Origin of the sequence: Microbacterium foliorum, from assembly GCF_006385575.1 — a bacterium.
Classification (GTDB): domain Bacteria; phylum Actinomycetota; class Actinomycetes; order Actinomycetales; family Microbacteriaceae; genus Microbacterium; species Microbacterium foliorum_B.
Map to the genome: position 1 here is coordinate 2,253,208 of NZ_CP041040.1, position 26,290 is coordinate 2,279,497.

Here is a 26,290-nt window from a genome sequence, read left to right on the forward strand (position 1 = left end):
GTGGGCGGATTCGGCTAGCGGGTGCTGGGGCTCGGGAGCCCGTCGGTGATCGCGGGCGGGAGCTCCTGCGCGGACTGGCCCGCGGTCCCTTCGGGCACGGCGTCGTCTGCCGTCGAGGGGTTCACCGGCACATCGTTAAGCAGGGAGTTGCTCACCGCGCCCGCGCCGTTCGGATCGATCGTCGACGAGCCGGTCGCACCGGTTCCCTGACCGAAGACTGCTCCGTCGCTCAGCCGAAGATAGGACGGAGCCCCTGCCACGACCATGCCGAGGGAGGCGGCGCTGGCAGCGAGGGACTGAGGCGAGCTCGTTCCCGTGAGATCCTCCTGCAGCGCGTTGGCGTGCAGGTCGAGCTCGTGCTGCTGCGCAGAGAGACCTGCCAGCACGAACGAGTCCTGCGTGATCGCCAGCGAGAGTCCGATCTGCACGGCTCCGATGATCATCGCCCCGGCGAGTGCCGCGATCGCGTAGGCGAGCTTCGGCTTGCGGCGGACCGGGATGCCGGTCACCGGCTCGAGACGTCGCCGAGGAGCGCGCTCAGGCGCGTCGGGAAGCGCCCTGGACTTCGGAGCTGCGACGTTCAGGCTCATGAGTTCTCCCGCACTTTCTCTGCGGCACGCAGTCTGACCGGAATGGCTCGGGGGTTGCGAGCCCGCTCGTCGTCGTCGGCGAGCTCGGCTCCCTTGGTGATGATGCGGAATCGAGGTGCGTGTTCCGGCAGTTCGACGGGCAGGCCCCGCGGCGCGGTGGAGGCGGCGCCGGCAGCGAAGGCCTGCTTCACGAGTCGATCCTCGAGAGACTGGTAGGACATGACCACGATGCGCCCGCCGACCGCGAGCGCGTCCATCGCGGACGGGATCGCATCAGCCAGCACGTTGAGTTCGGCGTTCACTTCGATGCGCAGCGCCTGGAAGACGCGCTTGGCCGGGTGACCGGAACGCTGAGCCGCTGCAGGCGTGGCCGCTTGGAGGATCTCCACGAGCTCACCGGATCGGGTGATCGGCTTCTTCTCGCGCGCGGCGATGATGAACCGCGCGTAGCGACCCGCGAGCTTCTCCTCGCCGTAGCGCTCGAAGATGCGACGCAGGTTGCCCTCGTTGTAGGTCGCGATGACCTCGGCGGCCGTGACGCCCTTCGTCTGATCCATCCGCATGTCGAGCGGGGCGTCTTTGGAGTACGCGAAGCCGCGCTCTGCCTCGTCGAGCTGCAGAGACGAGACGCCGAGGTCGAAGAGGATGCCGGCCGCGCCCTGGGCGTGCAGCCCGATCTCGTCGTAGACGGTGTGCACGAGTGTGATCCGGTCCTTGAAGCGAGCGAGCCGCTCCCCCGCGATGCGCAGGGCGTCGGTGTCGCGATCGAGTCCGACGAGACGGATGTTCGGGAACCGCTCGAGCAGTGCCTCGGAGTGACCGCCCATGCCGAGAGTGGCATCGACGAGCACCGCTCCGTCGGCTTGCAGGGCGGGAGCGAGGAGCTCGACGCAGCGGTCGAGCAGAACTGGGGTGTGGATGTCGCGGAGGTTCATGATCTTTCTCGGGTGACCTCTGTATCTCGGTGACCAGGGCCCTGATCCCCCTCCGCTTCACGACCCGGCACCGGGGAAGTGTGTCGGGGCAGGAGCGGCGGGGCATCACAGCCGTGGTCAGAAGAGTCCCGGAATCACCTCCTGCTCGAGTTCGGAGTAGGTCTCCTCGCCGGCTGCGAGGTAGCTGTTCCAGCTCTCGGCATCCCAGATCTCGGCGTGGGCGCCGACTCCGGTGACGATGAGTTCCTTCTGCAGGCCCGCGTACTGACGAAGGTGCACGGGGATGGTGATGCGGTTCTGGCTGTCTGGCATCTCCGCACTCGCACCGGAGAGGAACAGTCGCATGAAGTCACGCGCCTGCTTGTTCGCGAGCGGCGCCTGACGGATCCGTTCGTGCATCGTCTCGAATTCGGCCGTGCTGAAGACGTAGAGGCAGCGTTCCTGCCCTCTGGTGACGACGATGCCGCCACCGAGGTCTTCGCGGAACTTCGCGGGAAGGATGACCCGCCCCTTGTCGTCCAACTTCGGAGAATGCGTTCCCAGCAACATCAGCCATCACCCCCTCTCCGTCCGGCCAACTCGAGGTGCGCCCCACTTTACTCCACTTTCCTCCACAAACCTACGGTCAATCCGCAGCTCAGCGCGGTGAACGTTTCAGAGCGCGCCGAAAAACCGCGTGATCTAGCGGCTTGACGCGGGTGGAGGGAGGTGGAGGGCCAGTGGAGGGCGAGTGGAGGGCCAGTGGCGCGTCAGCAGACCGGCATCAGCGCGCAGCCATGCGGCTATTCAGGGTCCGAACACGACGAAGGCCCGGATGCTCAGAGCATCCGGGCCTTCGAGGAAGAGGTGGGGTCAGTTGCCGTCTTGGCGGCGGTCCCATCGATCGTTCATGCGATCCATGAAGGATGCGGAACTCCGCTGCTTGGGTGCGCGCTCGCGAGGAACGGCAGAGAGCGGCTTGCGGACGGGAGTCACGGCGATCATGACACCCCCGAGCATGGCGACGAATCCGATGACGCCGACCACGACGCCCCAGACGTCTCCGAGCACGACTCCGACGATCAGCCCGCCCACCCCTGCGAGGAGCAGGAGCGCTCCGTAGACGAGGTTGCGGTAGCTGAGAGCTCGATCGCCTGACGGCGCACTGACGACATCGGCGTCGTTGTGGAGGAGATGGCGTTCCATCTCATCGAGCAGACGCTGCTCCTGTTCGGAGAGTGGCATTTCGTCCCCCTCGGGTATTCGTTCGTCCATTCTACTCGCGGTATGCCGCTGCGGGCTAGCAGCAAGGGCCTCTGTTGGCTTTACGTATGCTGGGAGTCGTGCCGACCCCCTCCTTCGTCTCCGACGCCGTCGCCGCACGCCTGCGGCTGTTCCTCGACCGGATGCGAGGCGAGTCGATCGACTACGGCGCCGACGCCGCGGGCCTGATCGATTCGGCAGCCGACACGCTCGTGGGCGGTAAGCGACTGCGTGCCCGTTTCTGCCATGCGGGCTGGCAGGCCGTCGCACGCTTCCGTGATCGCGACGCAGAGGAGTCCGCGGCCCTCTGGGATGTCTGCGCCGCGCTGGAGATCTTCCAGTCCGCCGCGCTGGTGCACGACGACCTGATCGACAACTCCGACACCCGACGCGGCCGGCCGGCCGCTCACCGCGCGCTGGAGAGCGCCCATGTCGGGGCCGGTTGGCGCGGCGACCCGGCGGCGTTCGGCCGCTCGTCGGCGATCCTCCTCGGCGATCTACTGGTGGCCTGGAGCGACGACCTGCTCGAGGACGCGATCGAACCGCTCCCGCATGCATCGGCGGTCCGCCGCGAGTACGGCCGCATGCGCCGCGACGTCACCGTGGGCCAGTTCCTCGACATCGCCGAGGAATCCGCATGGAGCGTCCATGCCACCGACTCGCACGTCGAGCGTGCCCTTCGGGTCGTCTCGTTCAAGTCTGCGCGGTACAGCATCGAGCAGCCACTGGTGCTCGGCGCGGCGATCGCAGATGCCGATGCCGACCAGCTCCTGGCCCTCCGCAGGTTCGGCCATCCGGTCGGGATGGCATTTCAGCTCCGCGATGACCTGCTCGGGGTCTACGGCGATGCCGCCGTCACGGGAAAGCCTGCAGGCGACGACCTGCGCGAGGGCAAGCGCACGGTGCTCGTCGCCCTCACGAGACAGACGCTCGACACGTCCGCCCGCACTCTGTTCGATGAGATGCTGGGCGACCCCGACCTCACGGGCGAGCAGGTCGCGTTCCTGCAGGCGACCATCACGGCCTCCGGCGCTCTCGAGCGCGTGGAAAGCATGATCGACGAGTACGCACGGGAAGCCGACCGAGCGCTCTCCGGAGCGCGACTCGACAACGCGGCTGTCGGCGATCTGCGTGATCTCGCGCGCGCGGCGACGGTGCGATCGGCCTGAGACCGACGGTTCGAGCGGCAGCGACCGCCCGGTTCAGGCGAGGGTTCGGGCGACCCTGCGCACAGCGCTCTTGTGGCCGGCGAGAAGCGCGTCGATCGGCGAGCGGCCCAGCTCTTCGTCAGAGGTGAGCAGCCAGTCGATGACCTCGTCATCGGTGAAGCCCGCGTCCTGCAGGACGATGATGGTGCCGCGCAGCGAGGACAGCGGGTGGTCGTCGACGATGAACACCGACGGAACCGCGAATACGCCCGAGCGACGCGACCCGATCAGGTAGTGCTCGTCGATCAGCCGACGCACGCGGCCCAACGTCTCATCGAGCACGTCGACGAGATCGGGCATGGTCAGCCACTCGGTGGCGGTGACGCCGGGGGCGCTCACGGCGTCCTCGGACGCGACCTCGGACTGCGGGGTTTCGGAGGGATTGCTTTCAGACGACACAGACACGTTGCAACTATCTCACCTCTGGGAGCCGACCGCATTTCCGTCCGGTCGCGGCCCGGGAGATCACACCCGTATCACCAGCATCATCAGTCACTTCTGTTGACTTCCGTTTACATACGTGTCAGCGTGGGCGGACGTCGAACAAGGGAGACCACCTTGACAACGCATGCTGTCGCGCGACGAACGCGCTATATCCAGCTCGGGGTACCCGCCGCCGTGCTGGGCACACTGTCGGCTGCGATCGCCGCCACCCCCGCTGCCGCGGAGGCCGTCTCATCGCCGATCGAGCGGCTCCAGTCGACCCCGACGCGCCTCGCCCCCGCCGAAGCGCCTCCCGCCTCCTACACCGTGCAGCCGGGTGACACGATCTCATCGATCGCGAACCGCTTCGCGCTCCGGACGGTCGACGTGCTCACCTGGAACGGGCTCAGCTGGCGTTCGGTGATCTACCCGGGTCAGACCCTCTCGCTGACGGCGGGCACCGCCCCCACGGCTCCCGCGGCACCGGCCCCGACGGGCTCGGCCGCCACTCACACGGTCGCCGCGGGCGACACCGTGTTCAGCATCGCGCAGCGGCATGGCACGAGCGTCGATGCCGTGCTCGCCGCGAACGGCCTCACCCGGGCATCCGTCATCTACCCCGGTCAGCAGCTCGCACTCACCGGATCTTCCGCTCCCCCACCCGCGGCGGCGGCCCCTGCGACCCCACCCGCTCCAGTGGCGGCCGGCGGCCAGACCCACGCTGTGGCCGCAGGCGACACCCTGTTCGCGATCGCGAAGAAGTACGGCACGACCGTCGCGCAGCTCTACGCGCTCAACGGACTGGCTTCGGGCGCGATCATCTACGCCGGTCAGAATCTGGTCGTCGCCGCAGCGCCGGTCACTGCTCCGGCGCCCGCTGCGGTCACCACCGCACCACCGGCTCAGCTGTTCGCGAACCTCGACGCCGAACAGGCCGGCAACGCCTCGATCATCATCCGCGTGGGCCGCGATCTCGGCGTGCCCGACCGCGCGATCGCGATCGCCCTCGCCACCGCGATGGTCGAATCCAGCATGCGCAATCTGTCGTGGGGCGACCGTGACTCGCTCGGGCTCTTCCAGCAGCGTCCGAGCATGGGCTGGGGAACCCCCGAGCAGGCCGTCGACCCCGACCGCAGCACCCGAGTCTTCTACGGCGGCTCCGCAGACCCGAATGGAGCAGCCTCTCGCGGACTTCTCGACATCCCCGGCTGGGAGAGCCTGCGATTCACGGATGCCGCGCAGGCAGTGCAGATCTCGGCGTACCCCGAGCGATACGGCCAGTGGGAGACCCAGGCCCATCAGTGGCTCAGCCAACACGGTTGATCGCCTTTCGGGCAAACCCGCAGGTGCAAGGGGCGAGCCGCTCCCCGGGCTTTCAGGCAGTTCTCCATAGAATCTTGACGTGACGACCAATCAGCAGGCCGACCCCCTCATCGGGCGGCTTGTCGACGGTCGATACCGCGTGCGGGCCCGGATCGCCCGCGGAGGCATGGCTACGGTGTACGTCGCGACGGATCTTCGACTCGAGCGGCGCATCGCTCTGAAGGTCATGCACGCTCACCTCAGTGACGATTCCGCCTTCCAGAGCAAGTTCATCCAAGAGGCTCGCGCGGCGGCGCGACTGGCCGACCCGCACGTCGTGAACGTGTTCGATCAGGGCCAGGACGGCGAGCTCGCCTACCTGGTGATGGAGTATCTCCCCGGCATCACGCTGCGCGAACTCCTTCGCGAGCAGAAGCGTCTCACGGTCCCGCAGACGATCACGATCATGGATGCCGTGCTCGCCGGGCTGTCGGCAGCGCACCGCGCCGGAATCGTGCACCGTGACGTGAAGCCCGAAAACGTGCTGCTGGCCGAAGACGGTCGCATCAAGATCGGCGATTTCGGTCTCGCCCGGGCGACGACCGCGAACACGGCCACAGGCCAGCAGCTGCTCGGCACCATCGCCTACCTCGCACCCGAGCTCGTCACACGAGGAACGGCCGATGCCAGGAGCGACATCTACGCACTCGGCATCATGCTCTACGAGATGCTCGTCGGCGAACAGCCCTATAAAGGCGAGCAGCCGATGCAGATCGCCTTCCAGCACGCCACCGAGTCGGTGCCGCGTCCGAGCGTCCGCAACCCCGGCGTGCCGGAGCAGCTCGATGAGCTCGTGCTCTGGGCCACGGAGAAGTCACCGGACGAGCGCCCCGACGACGCCGGTCAGATGCTGGAGCGTCTGCGTGAGATCGAGCGCGGTCTGGGCATCGCCCCCGCCGTCGCGGCCGCCACAGCCTCGCAACGCTCTCAGGCCGACTCCGCTGACCTCACCAAGGTCATGCCGAGCACGATGGTCATCGCCGACCCCACCGCCCCGGTGCAGGCCGCGGTCGACAACGCCACGCTCCTGCGGCGTCGTTCATCGCGACGCCGCGCACGTGGTGCATTCCTGCTGACGCTGGTGCTTCTCCTCGCCACGGTGGCCGGCGGTGTCGGGTGGTGGTTCGGATCCGGCCCGGGCTCCCTCGTCGCCGTGCCCGGAGTCGTCGGACTGTCGTACGACGATGCCGCCTCGGCATTGACCGCCGAGGGGTTCGTCCCTGTGCGCGGTGAGGAGAGCTCCATCGACGTCCCCAGCGGGGAGACGATCCGGACGGATCCCGATGAGGGCGAACGACTCGACAAGGGCACCGAGGTCACGGTCTTCGTCTCCTCGGGCCCCGCATCGCACACGGCGGAGACCCTCAACGGCAAGACCGAGCAGGAGGCCCGCGACTACCTCGCGGACATCAAGGTCAACGTCACCGAGACTCCCCTGCTTCTCTTCTCCGATGCCGAGGCCGGGCGAGTGATCAATGCCTTCGTGACACCCCGCGCCGGCGGCGAGGTGTATGCATGCGCCGAGGGCTGCGAGCTCTTCGAGGACGACACCGTCGAACTCTACGTCTCGGCCGGCGCGTTCCCCGATGTCGCGGGGATGAGCGTGGACCAGGCGACGAACACGCTCCGCGACAAAGGCGTCGAGGTCAACTCCGATTCGCAGTTCGTCTTCAGCGATTCCGTCGCGAAGGACATCGTCATCGGAGTCACCGACCGCGCCGAGGAGGGCAACCGACGCCCCGGCGACACTGTCCAGCTGATCGTCTCGAAGGGGCCCGAGCTGTTCCCGGTGCCTGAGGTCGAGGGACTCAGCCGGGACGAGGCGGCCCAGACGATCCGCGATGCAGGTTTCGAACCGACCTGGAACGGCATCTGGAATGCGTTCCCGAACGATTTCACCGAGGTCACCGGCTCAGACCCTGGGGCAGGCTCTCAGCGCGCGAAGGGCACGGAGATCACGCTTCAGATTCGAAGCAGCGCGTTCTAGGGCGAAGCCGTCCAGGACCGCTGGTCCACTCGCCGTGCGCCTACGGCTGCGGCATGCAGAATGACGGCCCTCCCCGCACGCGGGAAGGGCCGTCATTCTCGGAGGTTCGGTGGTCAGCGCTTCTCGAGCTCTTCCGCGACGAGGAAGGCCAGTTCGAGCGACTGCATGTGGTTGAGGCGAGGGTCACAGAGGCTCTCGTAGCGGGTGGCCAGGGCGGCCTCGTCGATGTGCTCGGATCCTCCGAGGCACTCGGTGACGTCGTCGCCGGTGAGCTCGACGTGGATGCCGCCGGGGAAGGTTCCCACAGCGCGGTGCGCCTCGAAGAAGCCACGCACCTCGTCGACGACGTCATCGAAACGACGCGTCTTGTACCCGGTGGGCGTCGTGATCCCGTTGCCGTGCATCGGGTCGGTGACCCACAGCGGCTGCGCGCCCGAATCACGTACGGCCTCGAGCAGCGGCGGCAGGGCATCGCGGATCTTGCCCGCACCCATGCGCGTGATGAACGTCAGACGCCCGGGCTCGCGGTTCGGGTCGAGCTTGTCGATCAGCGCGAGAGCGGTCTCGGGCGTCGTGGTCGGACCGAGCTTGACGCCGATCGGGTTGCGGATCTTCGAGAAGTAGTCGACGTGCGCGCCGTCGAGCTCGCGCGTGCGCTCACCGATCCACAGGAAGTGCGCCGAGGTGTTGAACGGCGTGTCCGTACGGGAGTCGATGCGGGTCATCGGGCGCTCGTAGTCCATGAGCAGGCCCTCGTGGCCCGTGAAGAACTCGACGCGAGTGAGTTCGTCGAAGTCGGCGCCGGCCGCCTCCATGAACTTGATGGCCCGGTCGATCTCGGCTGCCATGCGCTCGTAGCGCTGGTTGGCCGGGTTCTGCGCGAAGCCCTTGTTCCACGAGTGCACCTCGCGCAGGTCGGCGAAGCCACCCTGTGTGAATGCACGGATCAGGTTGAGCGTCGATGCAGCGGTGTGGTACCCCTGCAGCAGGCGACCCGGATCGGCTCGGCGGGAGGCCTCGGTGAAGTCGTAGCCGTTCACGATGTCGCCGCGGTACGCGGGGAGCGTCACATCGCCACGGGTCTCGGTGTCGCTGGAACGCGGCTTGGCGAACTGACCCGCCATGCGCCCCATCTTGACGACCGGCATCGACGCCCCATACGTCAGCACGACCGCCATCTGCAGAACGGTCTTGATGCGGTTGCGGATCTGATCGGCGGTCGCGCCGGCGAAGGTCTCTGCGCAGTCGCCGCCCTGAAGCAGGAACGCCTTGCCCGACGCCGCGCGCGCGAGGCGATCGCGGAGGTTGTCGACCTCGCCGGCGAACACCAGGGGCGGAAGCGTCGAGATCTGCGCGGAGACCTCGGAGACGCGCTCGGCGTCGAGCCACTGAGGCTGCTGCTTGATCGGGAGCGAGCGCCACGCGTCAAGCGCGTCGATGTCGTGCTGGAGCATGATATCCAGCCTAGTGCGCGCGGCGAAGTCGAGATGCCTCAGGAGCGCTGTGTGACGCGGGCTGGGAGCCTGTCCTTCACGCTCGATGCATACACGTCGTCGTACTGCTGCTCGCCCAGCCTCTGGAGGGCGACCATGATCTCGTCTGTGACGGACCGCAGGATGTAGCGGTCGTTCTCCATGCCCGCGTATCGGGAGAAGTCCAGCGGCTCGCCGATGACGATCCCGACCCTCACCACGCGAGGCAGACGCTGCCCGATCGGCATCGCCGTGTCGGTGTCGACCATGATCACGGGAACCACGGGGACCTTCGCCTCCATGGCCATGCGCGCGATGCCTGTGCGACCTCGATACAGCCTCCCGTCGGGGCTTCGCGTGCCCTCGGGGTAGATGCCGAGCAGGTCTCCGCGTCCGAGCACCTGCAGGCCGGTGTTCAGAGATGCCTCCGAGGCTTTGCCGCCCGAGCGATCGATCGGGATCTGCCCCGTCGCCTTCATGAAGAACTTCGTCGCCCAGCCCTTGAGTCCGCGTCCGGTGAAGTAGTCGCTCTTGGCGAGGAACGACATCGGGCGGTCGATCATCAGCGGGAGGAAGATCGAGTCGGCGAACGACAGGTGATTGCTGGCGAGGATCGCGGCACCGTTTGCGGGGATGTTCGCACGCCCGACCACCCAAGGTCGGAATATCGCTTTGACCACGGGACCGATCGCCACGTACTTCATCAGCCAGTAGAACATCGAGGTGAAGTCTAGCGCCGCAATCGGCATCCGCCAGCGCGTCGCACGAACGACACGTGATTGGCGACCGAGTCCCACCTCATGTGCGACTGAGTCCCATGCTCTAGACTCGTGTGCAACCCAGTGCCCGACCGGTACCGAAGGAGCTGCCGTGGTCCAGTTTGAAGTCCCTGCCGTCATCCCCGCCGACCCAGAAGCGAACGTCTCAGACCTGCTGGCACAGCGCGTCAAGGCGACGCCGGATCGTCCTCTGTTCTCGGTGCCCGAAGGCGAGGGTTGGCGCGACATCACCGCTGCCGACTTCGAGACCGCCGTCATCGCACTGGCCAAGGGCTTCGTCGCCGCCGGCATCCAGCCGGGCGAGAAGGTGGGTTTCCTCGCCCGCACCACGTACGACTGGACGCTCGTCGACTTCGCCCTGTTCTACGCGGGCGCCGTGATGGTGCCGATCTACGAGACCAGCTCGCCGTCGCAGATCCAGTGGATCCTCGAGGACTCGGGAGCCATCGCTCTCGTCGTCGAGTCCCCCGACCACTTCGCGCGTCTCGACGAGGTTCGCGGAGACCTCCCCCTGCTCCGCGAGGTCTGGCAGCTGCACCTCGGCGCGATCGACTCGTTGACCGCTCAGGGCGCATCGGTGCCGGATGCCGAGATCGAGCGCCTGCGCAGCATCGCCGTGGGCTCCGACATCGCGACGCTCATCTACACCTCCGGCTCGACGGGTCGCCCGAAGGGCTGCGTTCTCACGCACAGCAACTTCGTCGAGCTCTGCCGCAACTCCGCCAAGGCGCTGGACGCGGTCGTTCAGACGCCCGGCGCATCGACGCTGCTGTTCATCACCACCGCGCATGTGTTCGCCCGGTTCATCTCGATCCTGAACATCCACGCGGGTGTCCGCACCGGGCACCAGCCCGACACGCGACAGCTGCTCCCGGCGCTCGGCTCGTTCAAGCCGACGTTCCTGCTCGCGGTGCCGCGGGTGTTCGAGAAGGTCTACAACTCGGCGGAGCAGAAGGCCGAAGCAGGCGGCAAGGGCAAGATCTTCCGAGCGGCCGCCGACGTCGCGATCCAGCACTCGAAGCTCCTCGAAGAGGGCAAGAGCATCCCGTTCGGGACCAAGCTGAAGTTCGCGCTGTTCAACAAGCTCGTGTACAGCAAGCTGCGCGAAGCGATGGGCGGCAACGTCGTCTACGCCGTGTCGGGTTCGGCTCCCCTCGGTGCGCGACTCGGCCACTTCTTCCACAGTCTCGGCGTGGTGATCCTCGAGGGCTACGGCCTGACCGAGACGACCGCTCCCGCGACAGTGAACCTCGCAGACAAGTCGAAGATCGGCACCGTCGGCCCGGCACTCCCCGGTGTGGGCGTACGGCTCGCTGACGACGGCGAGATCGAGGTGCGAGGCATCAACGTGTTCAAGGAGTACTGGAACAACCCCGAGGCCACCGCCGACGCGTTCAGCGAGGGAGGCTGGTTCCGCACCGGCGACATCGGCAGCTTCGACTCCGAGGGCTTCCTCACGATCACCGGTCGCAAGAAGGAGATCATCGTGACGGCGGGCGGCAAGAACGTCGCGCCCGCGGCCCTCGAGGACCCGATCCGCGCGAACCCGATCATCGGACAGGTGGTGGTCGTCGGAGACCAGCGTCCGTTCATCTCGGCGCTCATCACGCTCGACCCCGAGATGCTGCCGACCTGGCTCGCCAACGCCGGACTCCCCAAGGAGATGTCGCTCGCTGAGGCGGCGAAGAACGATGCGGTCCGGGCCGAGATCCAGAAGGCGGTGGATGCCGCCAACGCCCGGGTGTCCCGCGCCGAGTCGATCCGCAAGTTCACGGTGCTCGACAGCGAGTGGACCGAGGCATCGGGTCATCTCACGCCCAAGATGTCGATCAAGCGCAACGTGATCATGAGCGACTTCGCCGATGAGATCGCCGCCATCTACGATGAGCCCGTCACCACGACCAACGTCGCCCTCGGAGGCTGACCGCCGCGAGATATGAGAAAGGCCCCGCTTCGGCGGGGCCTTTCTCATATCCATCCGAGGTTCAGAACCAGGCGCTCTCTCTGACCTCGCGCATCGCACGCTTGCGCGTCTCGGCGTCGAGTCTCGTGAGGTAGAGCCTGCCATCGAGGTGATCGGTCTCGTGCTGAAGCGCCTGCGCCATCAGCCCGCTTCCTTCCAGGACCACCGGCTGGCCGTCGAGGTCGATGCCTTCGACCCTCGCCCAGGGGTGGCGCAGTGCGTCATGCCAGAGGCCGGGGACGGACAGACAGCCCTCCCCCGTCGGCACGGGGTCGCCACGGACCTCGGTCAGTACGGGATTGAGCACATAGCCGATGTCGCCGTCGATGTTGTAGCTGAAGGCGCGGAGCGCGACACCGATCTGCGGAGCGGCGACGCCGGCGCGCCCCGGCAGCTCGACGGTGTCGATCAGGTCGGCCACGAGCGCACGAACACCGTCGTCGACAGTGTCGATCGGTGCGCAGACGGAGCGAAGCACGGGGTCTCCGAAGACCCGGATCTCACGCACCGCCATCAGTCGACCTTCGCTCGCAGTCCCTCGACGAGCAGCGCAGCGAGCTCGCGCGCCGCCACTCGGGTCTCCGGCTGCAGGTTGGCGAAGACGATGGTCCCGCCCCCGGCGATCTGAGCGTCGTACGGCATCCGCACGACATGCTTCGCCCTCGTGCGGAAGTGGGCCTCGAGTTCGTTGAGACGCACGAGCGGGGCACCGGGAGTCGACTGGTTCAGAACCACGACGGCCTCACGCGCTTGCTCGGCGTATCCGTTGCTCTCGAGCCAGGTCAGAGTCTCCGACGCCAGGCGCGCCTCATCGACGCTCAGCCCCGAGACGATCACGATCTGATCGGCGAGATCGAGCGTGGCCGACATCACCGAGTGCACGATGCCGGTGCCGGTGTCGGTGAGCACGAGCGAGTAATAGTGCGCGGCGACGCCGGCCACGTCCCGGTAGTCGCTGTCGCTGAAGGCCTCTGCGATCCGCGGGTCGGAATCCGAGGCGAGCACGTCGAGGCGGGTGGCGTCTCGTGCGACGATCGCGGAGATGTCGTGATATCCCCTGACCTCGTCATGGATCCGGACGAGATCGCGCACCGACTTGTTGTGGTTCGGGCGAACCACGCGCTCGGCGAGGGTGCCGCGATCGGGGTTGGCGTCGACCGCGATCACGCGATCGTCACGGGCATCGGCGAGGGCCATACCCAGCAGAGCGGTGATCGTCGTCTTGCCGACTCCGCCCTTGCGAGACAGCACCGGAACGAATCGTGCGCCGCCGACGATCGGCGCGGCGATCCTGGCACTCAGCGCCTTGCGCTCGCGCGCTCGTCGTCCGTCTCCGATGTTGATGCGGCGACCGGAGATCGCGTAGAGGAAGTGACTCCAGGCGCCCTCAGGCTCAGGCTTGGTCATGCGGTGCGGATCGAGCAGTCGGTCTGCGGTGAGCAGATCCGCGCTCTCGCGAGACGAGTCGCCGAGATCGTCCAGACGCTTCGCAGAGAGCTGCGCGTCTGCGCGACCCGATCGGGTGGCCGGTGTCGCGGCCCGCCGGGGCTTGTCAGCGTTCATGACCGAACTCTCCTTCTTGGCGAGGGACGATGCTGCCGATGATCTCCGTGAGCTGGGCGCGGCGTCGAGGTCTGCTTTCGCCCTGGCGATGAACGCTGCCGCAGCGGCGGCTTCCGCTGCTGCGGCCGCATCGGTGGGCGCAGCGTGCGACGCAGCCGAGGCGGCCGTGTCGGCGGTTGTCACGGGTGCAGTTCGGGGTGCGCGTTCGCGCATGCGTGCCGGTTCGGGCTCGGGCTCCGGCTCGGGCTCGGGGTCCGGCTCCGGCTCGGGCTCCAGTTCCGGCTCGGGCTCCGGCTCGGGGTCCGGCTCCGGCTCGAGTTCAGGCTCGAGTTCAGGCTCGAGTTCAGGCTCGGGCTCCAATTCGGGCTCCGGCTCAAGTTCCGCCTCGGGCTCAAGCTCCGCCTCAGGCTCAAGCTCCGCCTCGGGCTCAAGCTCGGGCTCGGGCTCGGGCTCCGCCTCGGGCTCGGGCTCGGGCTCGGGCTCGGGCTCGGAAGAGGCTTCCACCTCAGGGTCCGGTACCACCTCGGGCTCCGGCTTCTCGATCGACCCGGCCGGCTCGTCGTCCGCAGCAGGCTCCGGTGGCAGCTCGATGATCATCGGGGCCGCGCCGAGCGGTGCGGGTGCGATCTCAGCAGCAGCCTTCGCCGCGGCGACCGGCTCGTCGATGATCAGATCGGCGACGACCTCGCCCTCGACGACGCCGTCGTCCTCCAGGTCGTCGTCATCGTCCTTCGGGAGCACGACGCTCACCTGTGCCGTGTTGCCGAGTATGCCGATGGCCGAGGTGTCCAACGACGTAGCGTCGTCGAGGACCCCTCTGGACTCGTCGTCCGGGTTGTCTGCCACGTTCTTCGGGGTCACTGTGTCGCTCCAAGCTTGTGCGGGCCTCGGGTGCGTTGCGTCGAACGCGGCCTCGCCCGCACAAGATTAGTGCGCGGGGCGGATGACGACCAAAAGATCCCCGGCCTCGACCTGCTGCGTCGCGCCGATCGCGAGGCGTTCCACGACGCCGTCGACGGGGGCGGTGATGGCCGCCTCCATCTTCATCGCTTCGATGGATGCGACCGGCTCACCGGCGCGCACCGAGTCACCGACGTCTGCTTTCAGCGTCACGACGCCGGAGAACGGCGCGGCCACCTGACCCGGCACCGCGGTGTCGGCCTTCTCGATCTCGTGAACGTCGACCGCCACCGATCTGTCGCGCACGAACACCGGCCGCAGCTGACCGTTGAGGGTCGTCATGACGGTGCGCATGCCCTTGTCGTCTGCGTCGCCGATCGCTTCGAGACCCACATAGAGCTGGACGCCGCGGTCGATCTCGACGACGTGCTCCTGGCCCTGCACGAGACCGTAGAGGTAGTCAGCGGTGTCGAGCACCGAGAGATCGCCGAACAGTTCGCGATTCTCGGTGAACTCACGCATGGGAGCAGGAAACAGCAGCGTGTTGAGCCGCGCACGGCGGGTCGCACTGTCACCCGCCAGCGCTGCCTCGTCGTCGTCGGAGATCTCGGTCGTGCCGATGCGCACCGAACGCCCCGCCAGCACCTTCGTGCGGAAAGGCTCGGGCCATCCACCGGGGAGGTCGCCGAGTTCGCCGGCCATGAAACCGACCACCGAGTCAGGCACGTCGTACTTCTCGGGGTTCGCCTCGAAATCAGCGGGATCCGCCTTGACCGCGGCCAAGTGCAGGGCGAGGTCGCCGACCACCTTCGACGAGGGCGTCACCTTGGGAACGCGTCCCAGGATTCGATCGGCCGCGGCGTACATGTCCTCGATCAGCTCGAAGTCGTCTGCGAGACCGAGCGCCTTCGCCTGCTGACGGAGGTTCGACAGCTGCCCGCCTGGGATCTCGTGGTGGTAGACCCGCCCGGTGGGGCCGGGGAGTCCCGACTCGAACGGGGCGTACATCCGACGGACCGCCTCCCAGTACGGCTCGAGGTCCGAGACGCTGTCGAGGGAGATGCCGCTGTCACGATCCGTATGCGCGAGCGCCGCGACGAGCGAGGAGAGAGAAGGCTGGCTGGTGGTGCCTGAGAGCGGAGCGGATGCTGCATCCACCGCATCCACTCCTGCGGCGCTCGCAGCGAGCAGTGTGGCGAGCTGGCCGCCGGGGGTGTCGTGCGTGTGCAGGTGCACGGGCAGGTCGAAGCGCTCGCGCAGTGCGGCGACGAGCTTCGCCGCCGCCGCGGGGCGCAGAAGTCCCGCCATGTCCTTGATCGCGATGATGTGCGCTCCGGCATCGACGATCTGATCCGCGAGCTTCAGGTAATAGTCGAGCGTGTACAGATCCTCGGCGGGGTTCAGAAGGTCACCCGTGTAGCAGAGCGCCACCTCGGCGACCGCCGTACCCGTGCTGCGAACAGCCTCGATCGCCGGACGCATCTGCTCGACGTCGTTGAGCGCATCGAAGATCCTGAAGATGTCGACCCCGCTCGCCGCGGCCTCCTGAACGAAGGCCTCGGTCACGGCGGTCGGGTAGGGCGTGTAGCCCACGGTGTTGCGTCCACGCAGGAGCATCTGGATGGCGACATTCGGAAGCGCGGCCCGCAGCTTGTCGAGACGCTCCCAGGGGTCTTCCCCGAGGAAGCGCAGTGCGACATCGTAGGTCGCGCCTCCCCAGGCCTCCACCGAGAGCAGCTCCGGCGTCAGCCGGGCGATGTGCGGTCCGGCTGCGACGAGGTCCTTCGTGCGCACTCGTGTCGCGAGCAGGGACTGGTGTGCATCGCGGAAGGTCGTGTCGGTGATCGCGAGAGCGCTCTGCGCGCGCAGGCTCCGGGCGAAGCCCTCCGGGCCCAGCTCGAGCAGACGCTGTCGCGAACCGGCGGTCGGGGTCGAGGCGAGGTCGACGGCGGGGAGCTTGGCAGCCGGGTCCAGCGAACCGGGGTGCGCCCCGTGCGGCTTGTTGACCGTGACGTCGACCAGCCAGTTGAGGATTCGGGTGCCGCGGTCCTTCGACTCACGACCACGGAGGAGATCCGGGCGCTCGTCGATGAAGGACGTGCTCACGTCACCGGCGATGAACGCGTCGTCGTCCAGCAGCGCCTGCAGGAACGGGATGTTGGTCGAGACGCCGCGAATGCGGAACTCGGCCAGCGCCCGCCGAGCGCGCGCCACGGCCGCCGGGTAGTCGCGCCCACGGCAGGTCAGCTTGGCGAGCATCGAGTCGAAGTGCGGACTGATCTGCGCGCCCTGATGCACGGTTCCGCCGTCGAGACGGATGCCCGCGCCACCCGGTGAGCGGTAGGTGGTGATCTTGCCCGTATCAGGCCGGAATCCCTGAGTCGGGTCCTCCGTGGTGATGCGGCACTGCAGCGCGGCACCACGCACCTGCAGTCGGTGCTGCTCCAGTCCCAGTTCCGCGAGGGTCTGACCCGCGGCGATGCGTATCTGACTCTGCACGAGATCGACGTCGGTCACCTCTTCGGTGACGGTGTGCTCGACCTGGATGCGCGGATTCATCTCGATGAAGACGACCTCTCCGGTGCGCTCCCCCGCGGTCTCGAGCAGGAACTCGACCGTTCCCGCATTCTCGTATCCGATGGATCGCGCGAAAGCGACCGCGTATCCGTGCAGTGCGGTGCGGATGCTGTCGTCGAGATTCGGCGCCGGTGCGATCTCGACGACCTTCTGGTGTCGACGCTGCACCGAGCAGTCGCGTTCGAACAGGTGGACGGTCTCACCGGTCTTGTCCGCGAGGATCTGCACCTCGATGTGCCGGGGACGAAGGACGGCCTGCTCGAGGAACATCCGCGGGTCGCCGAAGGCGCTCTCCGCCTCGCGCATCGCCTCTGCCAGTGCCGGCGCGAGCTCCGCCGCCGACTCGACCCGGCGCATGCCACGACCGCCACCGCCGGCCACGGCCTTGGCGAACAGCGGGAAGCCGATCTCCGATGCCTGGGCCACGAGCGCGTCGACATCGTCGGATGCCTCGGTCGAACGGAGCACGGGAACCCCGGCCTCGATAGCGTGGCGCTTGGCCTCGACCTTGTTCCCCGCCATCTCGAGCACCTTTGAGGGCGGCCCGATGAAGACGATGCCGTTCGCCGCAGCCTTCTCGGCGAGCTCGGGATTCTCCGACAGGAATCCGTAGCCGGGATAGATCGCGTCCGCTCCCGCATCCTTCGCGACACGGATGATCTCGTCGACGTCCAGGTATGCGCGGACCGGATGCCCCCGCTCGCCGATCTCGTAGGCCTCATCGGCCTTGAGCCGGTGGACCGAGCCGCGGTCCTCATGCGGGAAGACGGCGACCGTTCTCGCCCCGACTTCGAATGCCGCACGGAAGGCGCGGATCGCGATCTCGCCGCGGTTCGCCACAAGGATCTTCTGGAACATGCACACCTCTGGAAGCTCGATGCGCACTTCTGATCGGCGCGCATGGGGCGGGGCTGAGTGTGCACCCAGCCTAGGGGAAGGTAACGTGGTGTTCGTGCACGTACTCAGCGTCAGCTCTCTCAAGGGAGGCGTCGGCAAGACGACAGTGACCCTCGGCCTGGCCTCAGCGGCCTTCGCCCGTGGTGTCCGAACGCTCGTCGTCGACCTCGACCCTCAGTCCGATGTGTCCACCGGGATGGACATCCAGGTGGCCGGTCGGCTCAACATCGCCGATGTCCTGGCCAACCCGAAGGAGAAGGTCGTCCGCCAGGCGATCACCTCCAGCGGCTGGGCGAAGGTGCACCCCGGAACCATCGACGTGCTGATCGGCAGCCCGTCTGCGATCAACTTCGACGGCCCGCACCCCAGCGTGCGCGACGTATGGAAGCTCGAAGAGGCCCTGGCCTCCGTCGAAGCCGACTACGACCTGGTCCTCGTCGACTGCGCCCCGTCGCTGAACGCCCTCACTCGCACCGCCTGGGCGGCGAGCGACCGCGTAATGGTCGTCACCGAACCCGGTCTCTTCTCCGTCGCCGCTGCCGACCGCGCGCTGCGCGCGATCGAGGAGATCCGTCGAGGCCTCTCCCCCCGTCTTCAGCCGCTGGGCATCGTCGTCAACCGCGTGCGCCCCCAGTCGATCGAGCACCAGTTCCGCATCAAAGAACTGCGCGACATGTTCGGCCCCCTCGTGCTCTCCCCCCAGCTTCCCGAGCGCACGTCGCTGCAGCAGGCTCAGGGCGCCGCCAAGCCGCTGCACATCTGGCCAGGCGACTCCGCTCAGGAACTCGCGTCGGACTTCGACCAGCTGCTCGATCGGATCATCCGCACCGGGCGCATCCAGGTCGCGGAGTCCGGGCCTCAGGCCTGACTCGCCGCAGCAGACAGCAGAACGGCCATCCTCTCGCGAGGGTGGCCGTTTCTTCGTGTGGGGCGCGGCTCTGAGCCGCGGATGCTCAGGCGGAACGCTTGGTGCGACGTGCCGACAGCTCGTCGACCGGGTCGGGTGATGTCGCGTCGAACTCGACGAGGGTCGATTCGACCTCGCGCAGCACCTTTCCCACGGCGATGCCGAACACGCCCTGGCCACGACTGACCAGGTCGATGACCTCGTCGTTCGACGTGCACAGGTAGACGGACGCGCCGTCGCTCATCAGGGTCGTTCCCGCGAGATCGCGGATGCCGGCGCGGCGAAGCTCTTCGACCGCCGTGCGAATCTGCTGCAGAGAGATCCCGGTGTCGAGCAGGCTCTTCACGAGCTTGAGCACGAGGATGTCGCGGAAGCCGTAGAGGCGCTGCGAGCCGGAGCCGCTGGCACCTCGCACCGTGGGCTCTACGAGTTCGGTGCGTGCCCAGTAGTCCAGCTGACGGTAGGTGATGCCCGCTGCACGCGCCGCCACCGCACCGCGGTAGCCGACCTCGTCGTCCATGGCCGGCAGGCCGTCGGTGAAGAGGAGTTCTGGCACGAACCGCGGGTCGCCTGCACGCTCGTCCGCATTCATTTGAAATCCTCCCTGGAGCTGTTACCTCCACGCTAGAGCAGCCCTCCGGCACCGGCAATGACATCCGTGGGACGCCGAAGGTGTGTCGCAATCAGTTCGTTACGAAAGCAACCTGGTGAGTGCGTCCTTGACAAAGAGCGAGCGCACTTCGTCGATCTTCGCGGCGAGGTTGGGCGCCATGTCACTCGCCTTCGCACGCGACGCGGCGTCTGTGCGACGGAGCAGCGACGACATGGCGGACTCGATCAGCGCGACCTCGCGCTCAGCGCCCTGCCTCAGCGATCGCAGGTGGCGTGGTTCGATGCCGTGACGGTCGAGCGCGACCAGGCCGCGCAGCAGGGTGACGGTCGACTCGGGATAGCTCTCCTGGGCGACGATGACACCGGTGCTGATCGCATCGTTGAGAAGCTGCGGGCCAGCCCCGGCTGCCGACAGCAGCTCGCTGCGGCGGTAGCGGCGAGGCGTCGGAGTGATCGACGGCGGCGGCGCGAGCGCGGCTGAGTCGCCGTTCGCCTCAGCGTCGTCGAGCTGCTCTCGGATGATGCTGAGAGGGAGGTAGTGGTCGCGCTGCAGTGTGAGACCGAGGCGCAGTCGCTCGATGTCAGCCTGCGAGAACTTGCGATAGCCCGACTCCGTGCGTGACGGGCTGACGATCCCCTGCACCTCCAGGAATCGGAGCTTGCTGGAGGTGAGCTCCGGAAACTCCGGCGTGAGCCGAGCGAGCACCTGACCGATGCTCAGAAGGCCCGCGGACGCCGAGCGTTCGCGGGCGGGAGAAGCCGCCATCAGTCGATCGCCGCGACGCGATCGACGGGAGAGACGAAGAAGTTCAACCGGAACTTGCCGACGCGAAGCTCGGTGCCGTCGACCAGTGCGCTGCGGTCGACCCGCTCGCCGTTGACGTACGTGCCGTTGAGCGAGCGCTGGTCGATGATCTCGAACGTCGAGCCGTTGCGAGTCACCTCTGCATGGCGGCGTGAGACGGTCACGTCGTCGAAGAAGATGTCGGCCTCGGGGTGGCGACCCACGGTCGTCACATCGGTGTCGAGCAGGTAGCGGGCCCCCGCAAGAGCTCCGGAGCGCACCAGAAGCAGTGCGGAACCGGAAGGAAGAGCCGCGATGGCGCCCTGCTCCACGTCGGTGAGCTCCACGCCGAAAGGCACGAAGGAGAGGTCCGAGTCGTGCCCGAACGTCTGCGTCACGTCGTGCCTCTGCTCGCCGGGACGGTGGATCGCGGCGTCTCCGCCCGATCGATTCTGGCTGTCTGTCACTATGCCCTCCTAAGCGTCCAGACTAACTGATCCGACGCCGCTCGCGGGAGCTCGCTTCACACTCAGGCATCGCATACCGACACTTCATAGGCTGAGGATGTGAAAACCACAGCTCGTCGCCTCCCTGCAGCTCCGGTCGCACTCGCCGCCGCCCTTCTGACCGCGTTCCTGGTGCTGTTCGCACCTCTCTCCGCCTCAGCCCACGACAGTCTGCTCGCGTCCTCACCGGAGGCCGACAGCACCGTCGACACTCTCCCGGCCGAGCTGACGCTCACCTTCAGCGCGAAGCTCATCGACGAGACCGGCGCGACCGAGGTGGTCGTGACGGATCCCTCCGGCGACTCGGTCACCGAGGGCGCCGCCACCGTCGAGGGCGCGATCGTCACGCAGCAGCTCTCCACGGAGGCCCCCGCCGGCGCCTACCACGTGATCTGGAAGGTCGTCTCGAGCGACGGCCACCCGACCTCAGGAGAGTTCGACTTCACGGTCGCGAACAGCACCGAGGCCGCCCCGACAGCGGAGCCGAGCGCCGAACCCACCGACACCCCCACGGCCGCTCCCGCTCCGATCGCGACCGCGGGCCCCGGCACCGACGCCACGCCTGCGCCCGAGAGCGACGATTCATCCGCCTCCACGACTCTGATCTGGGTGCTCGCGATCGCCGCAGTTCTCGTGATCGGCGGCATCGTCGTCTGGCTCGTGGTCCGCGGTCGCCGCGACCCGGCTTCCACCGATTCCGACGTCCCATCAGAGCGATAGGCTTAAGGCATGCCACATTACGATGTCGTCATCCTCGGTGCAGGTCCTGGCGGATACGTCGCTGCGGTTCGCAGCGCGCAGCTCGGTCTGTCCACCGCCATCATCGAAGAGAAGTACTGGGGCGGTGTGTGCCTCAACGTGGGCTGCATCCCCTCCAAGGCTCTCCTGAAGAACGCGGAGCTCGCGCACACGCTCAACCACAAGGCCGACTTCTTCGGCATCTCGGGTGAGTTCACGATCGACTACGGCAAGGCGTTCGACCGCAGCCGTGTGGTCGCAGACGGCCGCGTCAAGGGCATCCACTTCCTGATGAAGAAGAACAAGGTGACCGAGTACGACGGTCGCGGCACCTTCACGGGCCCGAAGGCGATCTCTGTCGCCAAGTCCGACGGCTCGACCGAAGAGGTCACCTTCGACAACGCGATCATCGCGACCGGCTCGAAGGTCCGACTGCTGCCGGGCGTGCAGCTCAGCGACAACGTCGTGACCTACGAGGAGCAGATCCTCAGCCGTGAGCTCCCGAAGTCGATCGTCATCGTCGGAGCCGGCGCCATCGGCATGGAATTCGCATACGTGATGACCAACTACGGCGTCAAGGTCACTATCATCGAGTTCCTCGACCGCGCGCTTCCCAACGAGGATGCCGATGTGTCGAAGGAGATCGCGAAGCAGTACAAGAACTACGGCGTCGACATCCTCACCTCCACCAAGGTCGAGTCCGTCGTCGACAACGGCTCCTCCGTCACCGTGTCGTACACCGGCAAGGACGGGCAGCAGTCGTCGATCGAAGCCGACAAGGTGCTCATGTCGGTCGGATTCGCCCCGAACATCGAGGGCTTCGGCCTCGAGGCCACCGGCGTCAAGCTCACCGAGCGCGGCGCGATCGACATCGACGACCACATGCGCACCAACGTCGAGGGCATCTACGCGATCGGTGACGTGACCGCCAAGCTGCAGCTCGCCCACGTGGCCGAGGCACAGGGTGTCGTCGCTGCCGAGACCATCGGCGGAGCAGAGACCCAGACGCTCGGCGACTACCGCATGATGCCTCGTGCGACGTTCTGCTCGCCGCAGGTCGCCTCGTTCGGCCTCACCGAGCAGCAGGCGAAGGACGAGGGACGCGAGATCAAGGTCGCGACCTTCCCGTTCATGGCCAACGGCAAGGCGCACGGCCTCGGCGAGCCGGTCGGATTCGTCAAGCTGATCGCCGATGCCGAGCACCTCGAGCTCATCGGCGCGCACATGATCGGACCGGACGTCTCCGAGCTTCTGCCCGAGCTGACCCTGGCCCAGAAGTGGGACCTCACCGCTCTCGAGCTGGCTCGCAACGTGCACACCCACCCGACGCTGTCGGAGGCGCTGCAGGAGGGCTTCCACGGCCTCGCAGGTCACATGATCAACTTCTGATCCGACGATCAGATCTCGAAGGCCCGATGCGCTCACGCGTGTCGGGCCTTCGTGCGTCATGACGCCGACTCAGGCTCCCGGCGCAGCTCCAGTCGGGAGGGCAGGCCGAAGCGCACCGTCCACCCCGACGGCACGAGAGAGGCGAGTTCTCTCCGCGTATACGAGCGACGGATGCTGATGAGGCCGTCCTGCCGGATGAACGAGCCGCGGAACAGCGTGCCCGAGAAGACCCAGGTCGCGGCGTCGTACAGCGCATAGGCGAATCGGGTGCGGGCGATGTCGCGGTGCACCACGACTCCGCCGTCGCCGACGAGCGCCGCGGAGTCGCGCAGCAGGCCGTCGAGCTCCGCCCCGGTGAGGTGATGCAGCAGGTGATTAGAGAAGACCACGTCGAACTGCTCCCCCTCCGCCACGAGCTCTGCCGCGAAGGCGCATCGATATCGGATGCCGGATCCGCCGTCGTGATCCGCAGCCCAGCGAATCGCCCGCGCGTCGGCGTCGAGCGCCGTGATCTCGGCATCCAGCCCGGCGCGCCGCAACCGCCCCGCGATCATCCGGCACACGTCTCCGCCGCCCGCGCCGATGTCCAGGATGCGGATGGGACCGCGGCGGGCGCGCGGCCGGATCTCACGGCGATAGAGCAGCCCCGGGCGCGAGACGAGCGCGTTCACGAGACGGAAGCGTGTGTAGGTCTGTTCCAGCATCCCGATGTCGGCATTCGGATCATCCATGAGCTCGCGCGCCTCTGCGGCGCGCATCGAGAGGTCGTGTCTCACGAGACGCCGGTGGTGACCGTCATCAGCGCGCTCTCGGCGGTCAGCCCCGGGCCGAACGCCATGGCGGCGACCCGCGACTCCTCGGTCGCGCCGTCGTCGAGGATCCGCTTGATCACGAAGAGCACCGTCGCACTCGACATGTTGCCGTTCTCGCGCAGCGTCTCCCGAGCCGGGTGCAGCTGCGCGTCGCTCAGCTGCAGTCGCTCCTGCACACGGTCGAGGATGCTGCGTCCGCCGGGGTGGATCGCCCAGTGCTGCACGCGCTCCCCCACTCGCCCCTCGTCGAACGCGGCCGCCAGCTCGCCCTCGCGGGCGTAGAGCGGACGGATGGCGCCGATGATGGTCTCGCCGATGATCTGCGGCACCTTGGTCGACAGGATCATCTCGAAGCCGTGATCACCGATGGTCCAGGCCATGTCCTTCTCACCCTCGGCGGCGATCGCCGTGTGGAAGCCGTCGAGACGAACGGCCGGCACCGGCGTCGCGAGGTCGCGTGCGGTGACGATGCCGGCGGCCGCGCCGTCCGCGAAGAGCGAGTTGGCGACGATGAGATCCGGGTCCTCCGACGAGCGCAGGTGCACGGTGCACAGCTCGACGCTGACCACGAGCACCACCGCAGTGGGATCGGCCGCGCAGAACTGGCTCGCCGCTCGGAGCGCGGGCAGCGAGGCATAGCAGCCCATGAACCCGAGGTGGTAGCGCTGCACGCTGTCGGAGAGGCCCAGCCCCCGCACGATCTCGTACTCGGGGCCCGGTGCATGGAAACCCGTGCACGATGCCGTGATGACGTGCGTGACGTCGGCGGCGACGATGTCGGGGTCGGCGTCGAGCGCGCTGCGCGCCACCTCGACGAAGAGACGCGACGCCTCGCGTATGTAGACGTCGTTGCGTGCGGCCGTTCCCGGAGACTGCAGAAGGCCGGACTCGCGATCGAAGAAGAGCGTCTCATCGGTGCTCGCCGTGGGTGAGAGCTCTTGGATGACGGTGTGACGGGTGTCGATTCCGGATCCGTTGAAGGATGCTCCGATGATCCGCTGTGCGAGGCGCCCGACGTCGGGCTGTGCGGCGAACATGTCGCGCACCTCGTGCTGCTCGATGACGGTGTCTGGAACGATCGTCCGCAGCGAGCGGAGTACGGCGGAGCGGGTCATGCTGTCACTCAAGCATGACCCCGCGTCCGCGTGGAAGGGGCTTGCGCAGGGAGTCAGAAACCCAGAGCGCGAGCGAGCTTGGAGCCGGATGACGCATCGCGACCCCCGACGGCGAAGATCACCGTCTCCACGGCCTCGAACAGGGCTGCTCGCCCCGCCGCATCGGCGGGTGCAGCGGGCCCGAGCTCGAACTCCCACTCGCGCCATTCACGTTGTACGTCGTGTCGGAGGTCGGTCGCGCGAACGCGATCGTCGACGAACTCGGCGACCACGCCGGCGGTTCCGGTGAGCAGATATGCCGTCCGAGTGTTCTCGATCCGGGCGAGGGGCGTCAGCGGGCCCGTCGTCCATCGCGAGACGGTCTCGGTCACCGCATCCGGGATCCTGTCATCGTCGCCCAGCGGCCAGCCGATCTCGAGACGGCCGTCGCCCTCACGCGGTCCCTTGATATGCCAACCGGCATCGGGGCCGCCGGTGCGGCGGCGAAGAGCCACCCCCGAGCGGGAGAGTTCGGCATCTGCGGTGTCGAAGTAGCGGGCGTCGAGTTCGCGCACCTCACCGGATGACACGGCATCCACTCCGGGAATCCCCACCCACTCCGGAAGCGGAGTGGCATCGTCGACGTCGTACTTGCGCTCGACCTCGACGACCCTGGAGGGTTCGGAGTCGGACCGCGGAGCGTTGTGGTGCTCAGTCATCCGACGGGCTGATGTCCTCGAGGGCTTCGTCGTACCAGTAGTCGATCTCGGTGGGACCGTCGGTGTCGCCGGTGTTCTGCGCGTCACCGCGCCGGTTGTACACCACCTGGGTCTCGCTGTAGGGGACGATCAGTTTGTCGTCCGCGTCGCCGAGAGGAATGATCTGCCCGTCCAGCGGGCCGCCGTGAAGTCGTGCGAGTGCCATGTGCTCACCCTATCCCCGTCACCGCAGATGGGACTCATCGCATGACGATGCCGAGCAGCGCGCCCAGGATCATCCACGGCCCGAAGGCGATGCGTGTGGAGCCGTTCGCCCTGCGGAGCATCATCAGCGACACTGCGAACAGCGCCCCCAGGACGAAGGCGGATGCTGCTCCCACGGCGAGCGCCTGCCAGCTGTGCCACCCGAGGATCAGGCCGATGACGGCGGCGAGCTTGACGTCGCCTCCGCCCATGCCCTCGCGGCTGAGCAGACGGAGGGCCGCATAGAAACCGCCGAGGATCAGCATCCCCCATGCGGCTCTGATCATCGCAGTGCTGTCACCTGTGATCATGGCGTCGACGCCCCCGACGACGACGAGTGCCGCAAGGGTGGGGAGCACGATCCGGTTCGGCAGTCGATGGGTGCGGATGTCGATGACGACGAGTCGGCAGGCGATCACGAACAGCGCCAGATGGACGGTCACGACGACCACGGTGCGGAGATCCATGCCGGAAGGCTAGGAGAAGGCGGATGCCGGTGAGGACGGCGTGTGGATAACCCCCGCCCCCGGATGTCTGAGGTTCGAACTATCGTCATCTACTCCAGTTGCTTTATTAGTACATATCTTC

General features: G+C 67.3%; 25 protein-coding genes. 7 read left to right on the forward strand and 18 right to left on the reverse strand.

The window, feature by feature from the left end:
• Positions 1–14 precede the first annotated feature (14 nt).
• The 4 genes from FIV50_RS10860 to FIV50_RS10875 all read right to left on the reverse strand — a co-directional run bounded on the left by FIV50_RS10860 (position 15) and on the right by FIV50_RS10875 (position 2,749).
• A complete protein-coding gene (locus FIV50_RS10860) occupies positions 15–590 on the reverse strand; it encodes a hypothetical protein (RefSeq protein WP_140037446.1) in 576 nt (191 codons plus the stop codon).
• Positions 587–1,525, reverse strand: a complete 939-nt coding sequence (gene rsmH, locus FIV50_RS10865) for a 16S rRNA (cytosine(1402)-N(4))-methyltransferase RsmH (RefSeq protein ID WP_140037447.1) — start codon at positions 1,523–1,525, stop codon at positions 587–589. The genes FIV50_RS10860 and rsmH overlap by 4 nt, the downstream gene beginning before the upstream one ends.
• A gap of 117 nt (positions 1,526–1,642) precedes the next feature.
• Positions 1,643–2,074 carry a division/cell wall cluster transcriptional repressor MraZ gene (gene mraZ, locus FIV50_RS10870; protein ID WP_140037448.1) on the reverse strand — a complete coding sequence of 144 codons (432 nt, stop codon included), beginning with the start codon at positions 2,072–2,074 and terminating at the stop codon, positions 1,643–1,645.
• Positions 2,075–2,377: 303 nt separating this feature from the next.
• Positions 2,378–2,749: a DUF3040 domain-containing protein gene (locus FIV50_RS10875; RefSeq protein WP_140037449.1), complete on the reverse strand. Its 372-nt coding sequence runs from the start codon at positions 2,747–2,749 to the stop codon at positions 2,378–2,380.
• Between the two features lie 161 nt (positions 2,750–2,910).
• Here FIV50_RS10875 and FIV50_RS10880 point away from each other — a divergent pair, with 161 nt between their 5' ends.
• Positions 2,911–3,936: a polyprenyl synthetase family protein gene (locus tag FIV50_RS10880; RefSeq protein WP_140038732.1), complete on the forward strand. Its 1,026-nt coding sequence runs from the start codon at positions 2,911–2,913 to the stop codon at positions 3,934–3,936.
• A 33-nt stretch (positions 3,937–3,969) separates the two neighbouring features.
• On the opposite strand, the gene FIV50_RS10885 is transcribed toward FIV50_RS10880, so the two are convergent.
• Entirely contained in the window at positions 3,970–4,380 is a 411-nt protein-coding gene (locus FIV50_RS10885; RefSeq protein ID WP_375137372.1) for an Rv2175c family DNA-binding protein, read from the reverse strand.
• A gap of 153 nt (positions 4,381–4,533) precedes the next feature.
• On the opposite strand from FIV50_RS10885, the gene FIV50_RS10890 reads away from it, so the two are divergent.
• Positions 4,534–5,721 carry a LysM peptidoglycan-binding domain-containing protein gene (locus FIV50_RS10890; RefSeq protein ID WP_140037450.1) on the forward strand — a complete coding sequence of 396 codons (1,188 nt, stop codon included), beginning with the start codon at positions 4,534–4,536 and terminating at the stop codon, positions 5,719–5,721.
• Between the two features lie 79 nt (positions 5,722–5,800).
• Complete coding sequence (gene pknB / locus FIV50_RS10895) at positions 5,801–7,747, forward strand: Stk1 family PASTA domain-containing Ser/Thr kinase (protein WP_140037451.1); 1,947 nt, start codon at positions 5,801–5,803, stop codon at positions 7,745–7,747.
• Between the two features lie 113 nt (positions 7,748–7,860).
• On the opposite strand, the gene FIV50_RS10900 is transcribed toward pknB, so the two are convergent.
• Entirely contained in the window at positions 7,861–9,201 is a 1,341-nt protein-coding gene (locus tag FIV50_RS10900) for a class II 3-deoxy-7-phosphoheptulonate synthase (protein WP_140037452.1), read from the reverse strand.
• A gap of 38 nt (positions 9,202–9,239) precedes the next feature.
• On the reverse strand, positions 9,240–9,938 hold the full coding sequence (locus FIV50_RS10905) for a lysophospholipid acyltransferase family protein (RefSeq protein WP_042538590.1): 699 nt from the start codon (positions 9,936–9,938) through the stop codon (positions 9,240–9,242).
• Between the two features lie 151 nt (positions 9,939–10,089).
• Here FIV50_RS10905 and FIV50_RS10910 point away from each other — a divergent pair, with 151 nt between their 5' ends.
• Positions 10,090–11,922, forward strand: coding sequence for an AMP-dependent synthetase/ligase (locus FIV50_RS10910; RefSeq protein ID WP_140037453.1), 1,833 nt, complete (start codon positions 10,090–10,092; stop codon positions 11,920–11,922).
• 61 nt (positions 11,923–11,983) lie between these two features.
• Here the strand turns inward: FIV50_RS10910 and def are convergent, their stop codons facing one another.
• From def to FIV50_RS10925, 3 genes are all read right to left on the reverse strand, one after another.
• Positions 11,984–12,475, reverse strand: a complete 492-nt coding sequence (def, locus tag FIV50_RS10915) for a peptide deformylase (protein ID WP_140037454.1) — start codon at positions 12,473–12,475, stop codon at positions 11,984–11,986.
• Positions 12,475–14,385, reverse strand: a complete 1,911-nt coding sequence (locus tag FIV50_RS10920) for a MinD/ParA family ATP-binding protein (protein ID WP_258184221.1) — start codon at positions 14,383–14,385, stop codon at positions 12,475–12,477. Before FIV50_RS10920 ends, def begins: the two co-directional genes overlap by 1 nt.
• A 66-nt stretch (positions 14,386–14,451) precedes the next feature.
• Entirely contained in the window at positions 14,452–17,859 is a 3,408-nt protein-coding gene (locus FIV50_RS10925; protein WP_140037455.1) for a pyruvate carboxylase, read from the reverse strand.
• 94 nt (positions 17,860–17,953) lie between these two features.
• On the opposite strand from FIV50_RS10925, the gene FIV50_RS10930 reads away from it, so the two are divergent.
• Entirely contained in the window at positions 17,954–18,766 is an 813-nt protein-coding gene (locus tag FIV50_RS10930; protein ID WP_140038736.1) for a ParA family protein, read from the forward strand.
• Between the two features lie 85 nt (positions 18,767–18,851).
• On the opposite strand, the gene FIV50_RS10935 is transcribed toward FIV50_RS10930, so the two are convergent.
• The 3 genes from FIV50_RS10935 to FIV50_RS10945 all read right to left on the reverse strand — a co-directional run bounded on the left by FIV50_RS10935 (position 18,852) and on the right by FIV50_RS10945 (position 20,668).
• Positions 18,852–19,397: a MerR family transcriptional regulator gene (locus FIV50_RS10935; RefSeq protein WP_079113096.1), complete on the reverse strand. Its 546-nt coding sequence runs from the start codon at positions 19,395–19,397 to the stop codon at positions 18,852–18,854.
• Between the two features lie 99 nt (positions 19,398–19,496).
• Entirely contained in the window at positions 19,497–20,183 is a 687-nt protein-coding gene (ftsR, locus tag FIV50_RS10940; protein WP_042538473.1) for a transcriptional regulator FtsR, read from the reverse strand.
• The gene (locus FIV50_RS10945; protein WP_140037456.1) at positions 20,183–20,668 is read right to left on the reverse strand and encodes an FHA domain-containing protein; all 486 of its coding nucleotides are present in this window, start codon (positions 20,666–20,668) and stop codon (positions 20,183–20,185) included. Before FIV50_RS10945 ends, ftsR begins: the two co-directional genes overlap by 1 nt.
• Before the next feature lie 99 nt (positions 20,669–20,767).
• Between FIV50_RS10945 and FIV50_RS10950 the strand changes: the two genes are divergently transcribed.
• Both FIV50_RS10950 and lpdA read left to right on the forward strand, forming a co-directional pair.
• Positions 20,768–21,427, forward strand: coding sequence for a copper resistance CopC family protein (locus FIV50_RS10950; protein ID WP_140037457.1), 660 nt, complete (start codon positions 20,768–20,770; stop codon positions 21,425–21,427).
• 9 nt (positions 21,428–21,436) lie between these two features.
• Positions 21,437–22,834: a dihydrolipoyl dehydrogenase gene (gene lpdA / locus FIV50_RS10955; protein ID WP_053096802.1), complete on the forward strand. Its 1,398-nt coding sequence runs from the start codon at positions 21,437–21,439 to the stop codon at positions 22,832–22,834.
• Between the two features lie 56 nt (positions 22,835–22,890).
• Here the strand turns inward: lpdA and FIV50_RS10960 are convergent, their stop codons facing one another.
• The 5 genes from FIV50_RS10960 to FIV50_RS10980 are packed head-to-tail and all read right to left on the reverse strand — an operon-like array spanning position 22,891 to position 26,169.
• A complete protein-coding gene (locus FIV50_RS10960; protein ID WP_140037458.1) occupies positions 22,891–23,610 on the reverse strand; it encodes a methyltransferase domain-containing protein in 720 nt (239 codons plus the stop codon).
• Positions 23,607–24,761, reverse strand: a complete 1,155-nt coding sequence (locus FIV50_RS10965) for a type III polyketide synthase (protein WP_140037459.1) — start codon at positions 24,759–24,761, stop codon at positions 23,607–23,609. Before FIV50_RS10965 ends, FIV50_RS10960 begins: the two co-directional genes overlap by 4 nt.
• Positions 24,762–24,814: 53 nt before the next feature.
• Positions 24,815–25,459: a CYTH domain-containing protein gene (locus FIV50_RS10970; protein WP_140037460.1), complete on the reverse strand. Its 645-nt coding sequence runs from the start codon at positions 25,457–25,459 to the stop codon at positions 24,815–24,817.
• A complete protein-coding gene (locus tag FIV50_RS10975) occupies positions 25,452–25,664 on the reverse strand; it encodes a response regulator (RefSeq protein WP_140037461.1) in 213 nt (70 codons plus the stop codon). The genes FIV50_RS10970 and FIV50_RS10975 overlap by 8 nt, the downstream gene beginning before the upstream one ends.
• A 34-nt stretch (positions 25,665–25,698) precedes the next feature.
• On the reverse strand, positions 25,699–26,169 hold the full coding sequence (locus FIV50_RS10980) for a prepilin peptidase (RefSeq protein WP_140037462.1): 471 nt from the start codon (positions 26,167–26,169) through the stop codon (positions 25,699–25,701).
• Positions 26,170–26,290: the final 121 nt, after the last annotated feature.

Coding starts and splice junctions, on each gene's coding strand:
- FIV50_RS10860 (WP_140037446.1), bottom strand. CDS start 590: ATGAGCCTGAACGTCGCAGCTCCGAAGTCCAGGGCGCTTCCCGACGCG.
- rsmH (WP_140037447.1), bottom strand. CDS start 1,525: ATGAACCTCCGCGACATCCACACCCCAGTTCTGCTCGACCGCTGCGTC.
- mraZ (WP_140037448.1), bottom strand. CDS start 2,074: ATGTTGCTGGGAACGCATTCTCCGAAGTTGGACGACAAGGGGCGGGTC.
- FIV50_RS10875 (WP_140037449.1), bottom strand. CDS start 2,749: ATGCCACTCTCCGAACAGGAGCAGCGTCTGCTCGATGAGATGGAACGC.
- FIV50_RS10880 (WP_140038732.1), top strand. CDS start 2,911: ATGCGAGGCGAGTCGATCGACTACGGCGCCGACGCCGCGGGCCTGATC.
- FIV50_RS10900 (WP_140037452.1), bottom strand. CDS start 9,201: ATGCTCCAGCACGACATCGACGCGCTTGACGCGTGGCGCTCGCTCCCG.
- FIV50_RS10905 (WP_042538590.1), bottom strand. CDS start 9,938: ATGTTCTACTGGCTGATGAAGTACGTGGCGATCGGTCCCGTGGTCAAA.
- def (WP_140037454.1), bottom strand. CDS start 12,475: ATGGCGGTGCGTGAGATCCGGGTCTTCGGAGACCCCGTGCTTCGCTCC.
- FIV50_RS10925 (WP_140037455.1), bottom strand. CDS start 17,859: ATGTTCCAGAAGATCCTTGTGGCGAACCGCGGCGAGATCGCGATCCGC.
- FIV50_RS10935 (WP_079113096.1), bottom strand. CDS start 19,397: ATGAATGCGGACGAGCGTGCAGGCGACCCGCGGTTCGTGCCAGAACTC.
- ftsR (WP_042538473.1), bottom strand. CDS start 20,183: ATGGCGGCTTCTCCCGCCCGCGAACGCTCGGCGTCCGCGGGCCTTCTG.
- lpdA (WP_053096802.1), top strand. CDS start 21,437: ATGCCACATTACGATGTCGTCATCCTCGGTGCAGGTCCTGGCGGATAC.
- FIV50_RS10965 (WP_140037459.1), bottom strand. CDS start 24,761: ATGACCCGCTCCGCCGTACTCCGCTCGCTGCGGACGATCGTTCCAGAC.
- FIV50_RS10970 (WP_140037460.1), bottom strand. CDS start 25,459: ATGACTGAGCACCACAACGCTCCGCGGTCCGACTCCGAACCCTCCAGG.
- FIV50_RS10975 (WP_140037461.1), bottom strand. CDS start 25,664: ATGGCACTCGCACGACTTCACGGCGGCCCGCTGGACGGGCAGATCATT.
- FIV50_RS10980 (WP_140037462.1), bottom strand. CDS start 26,169: ATGGATCTCCGCACCGTGGTCGTCGTGACCGTCCATCTGGCGCTGTTC.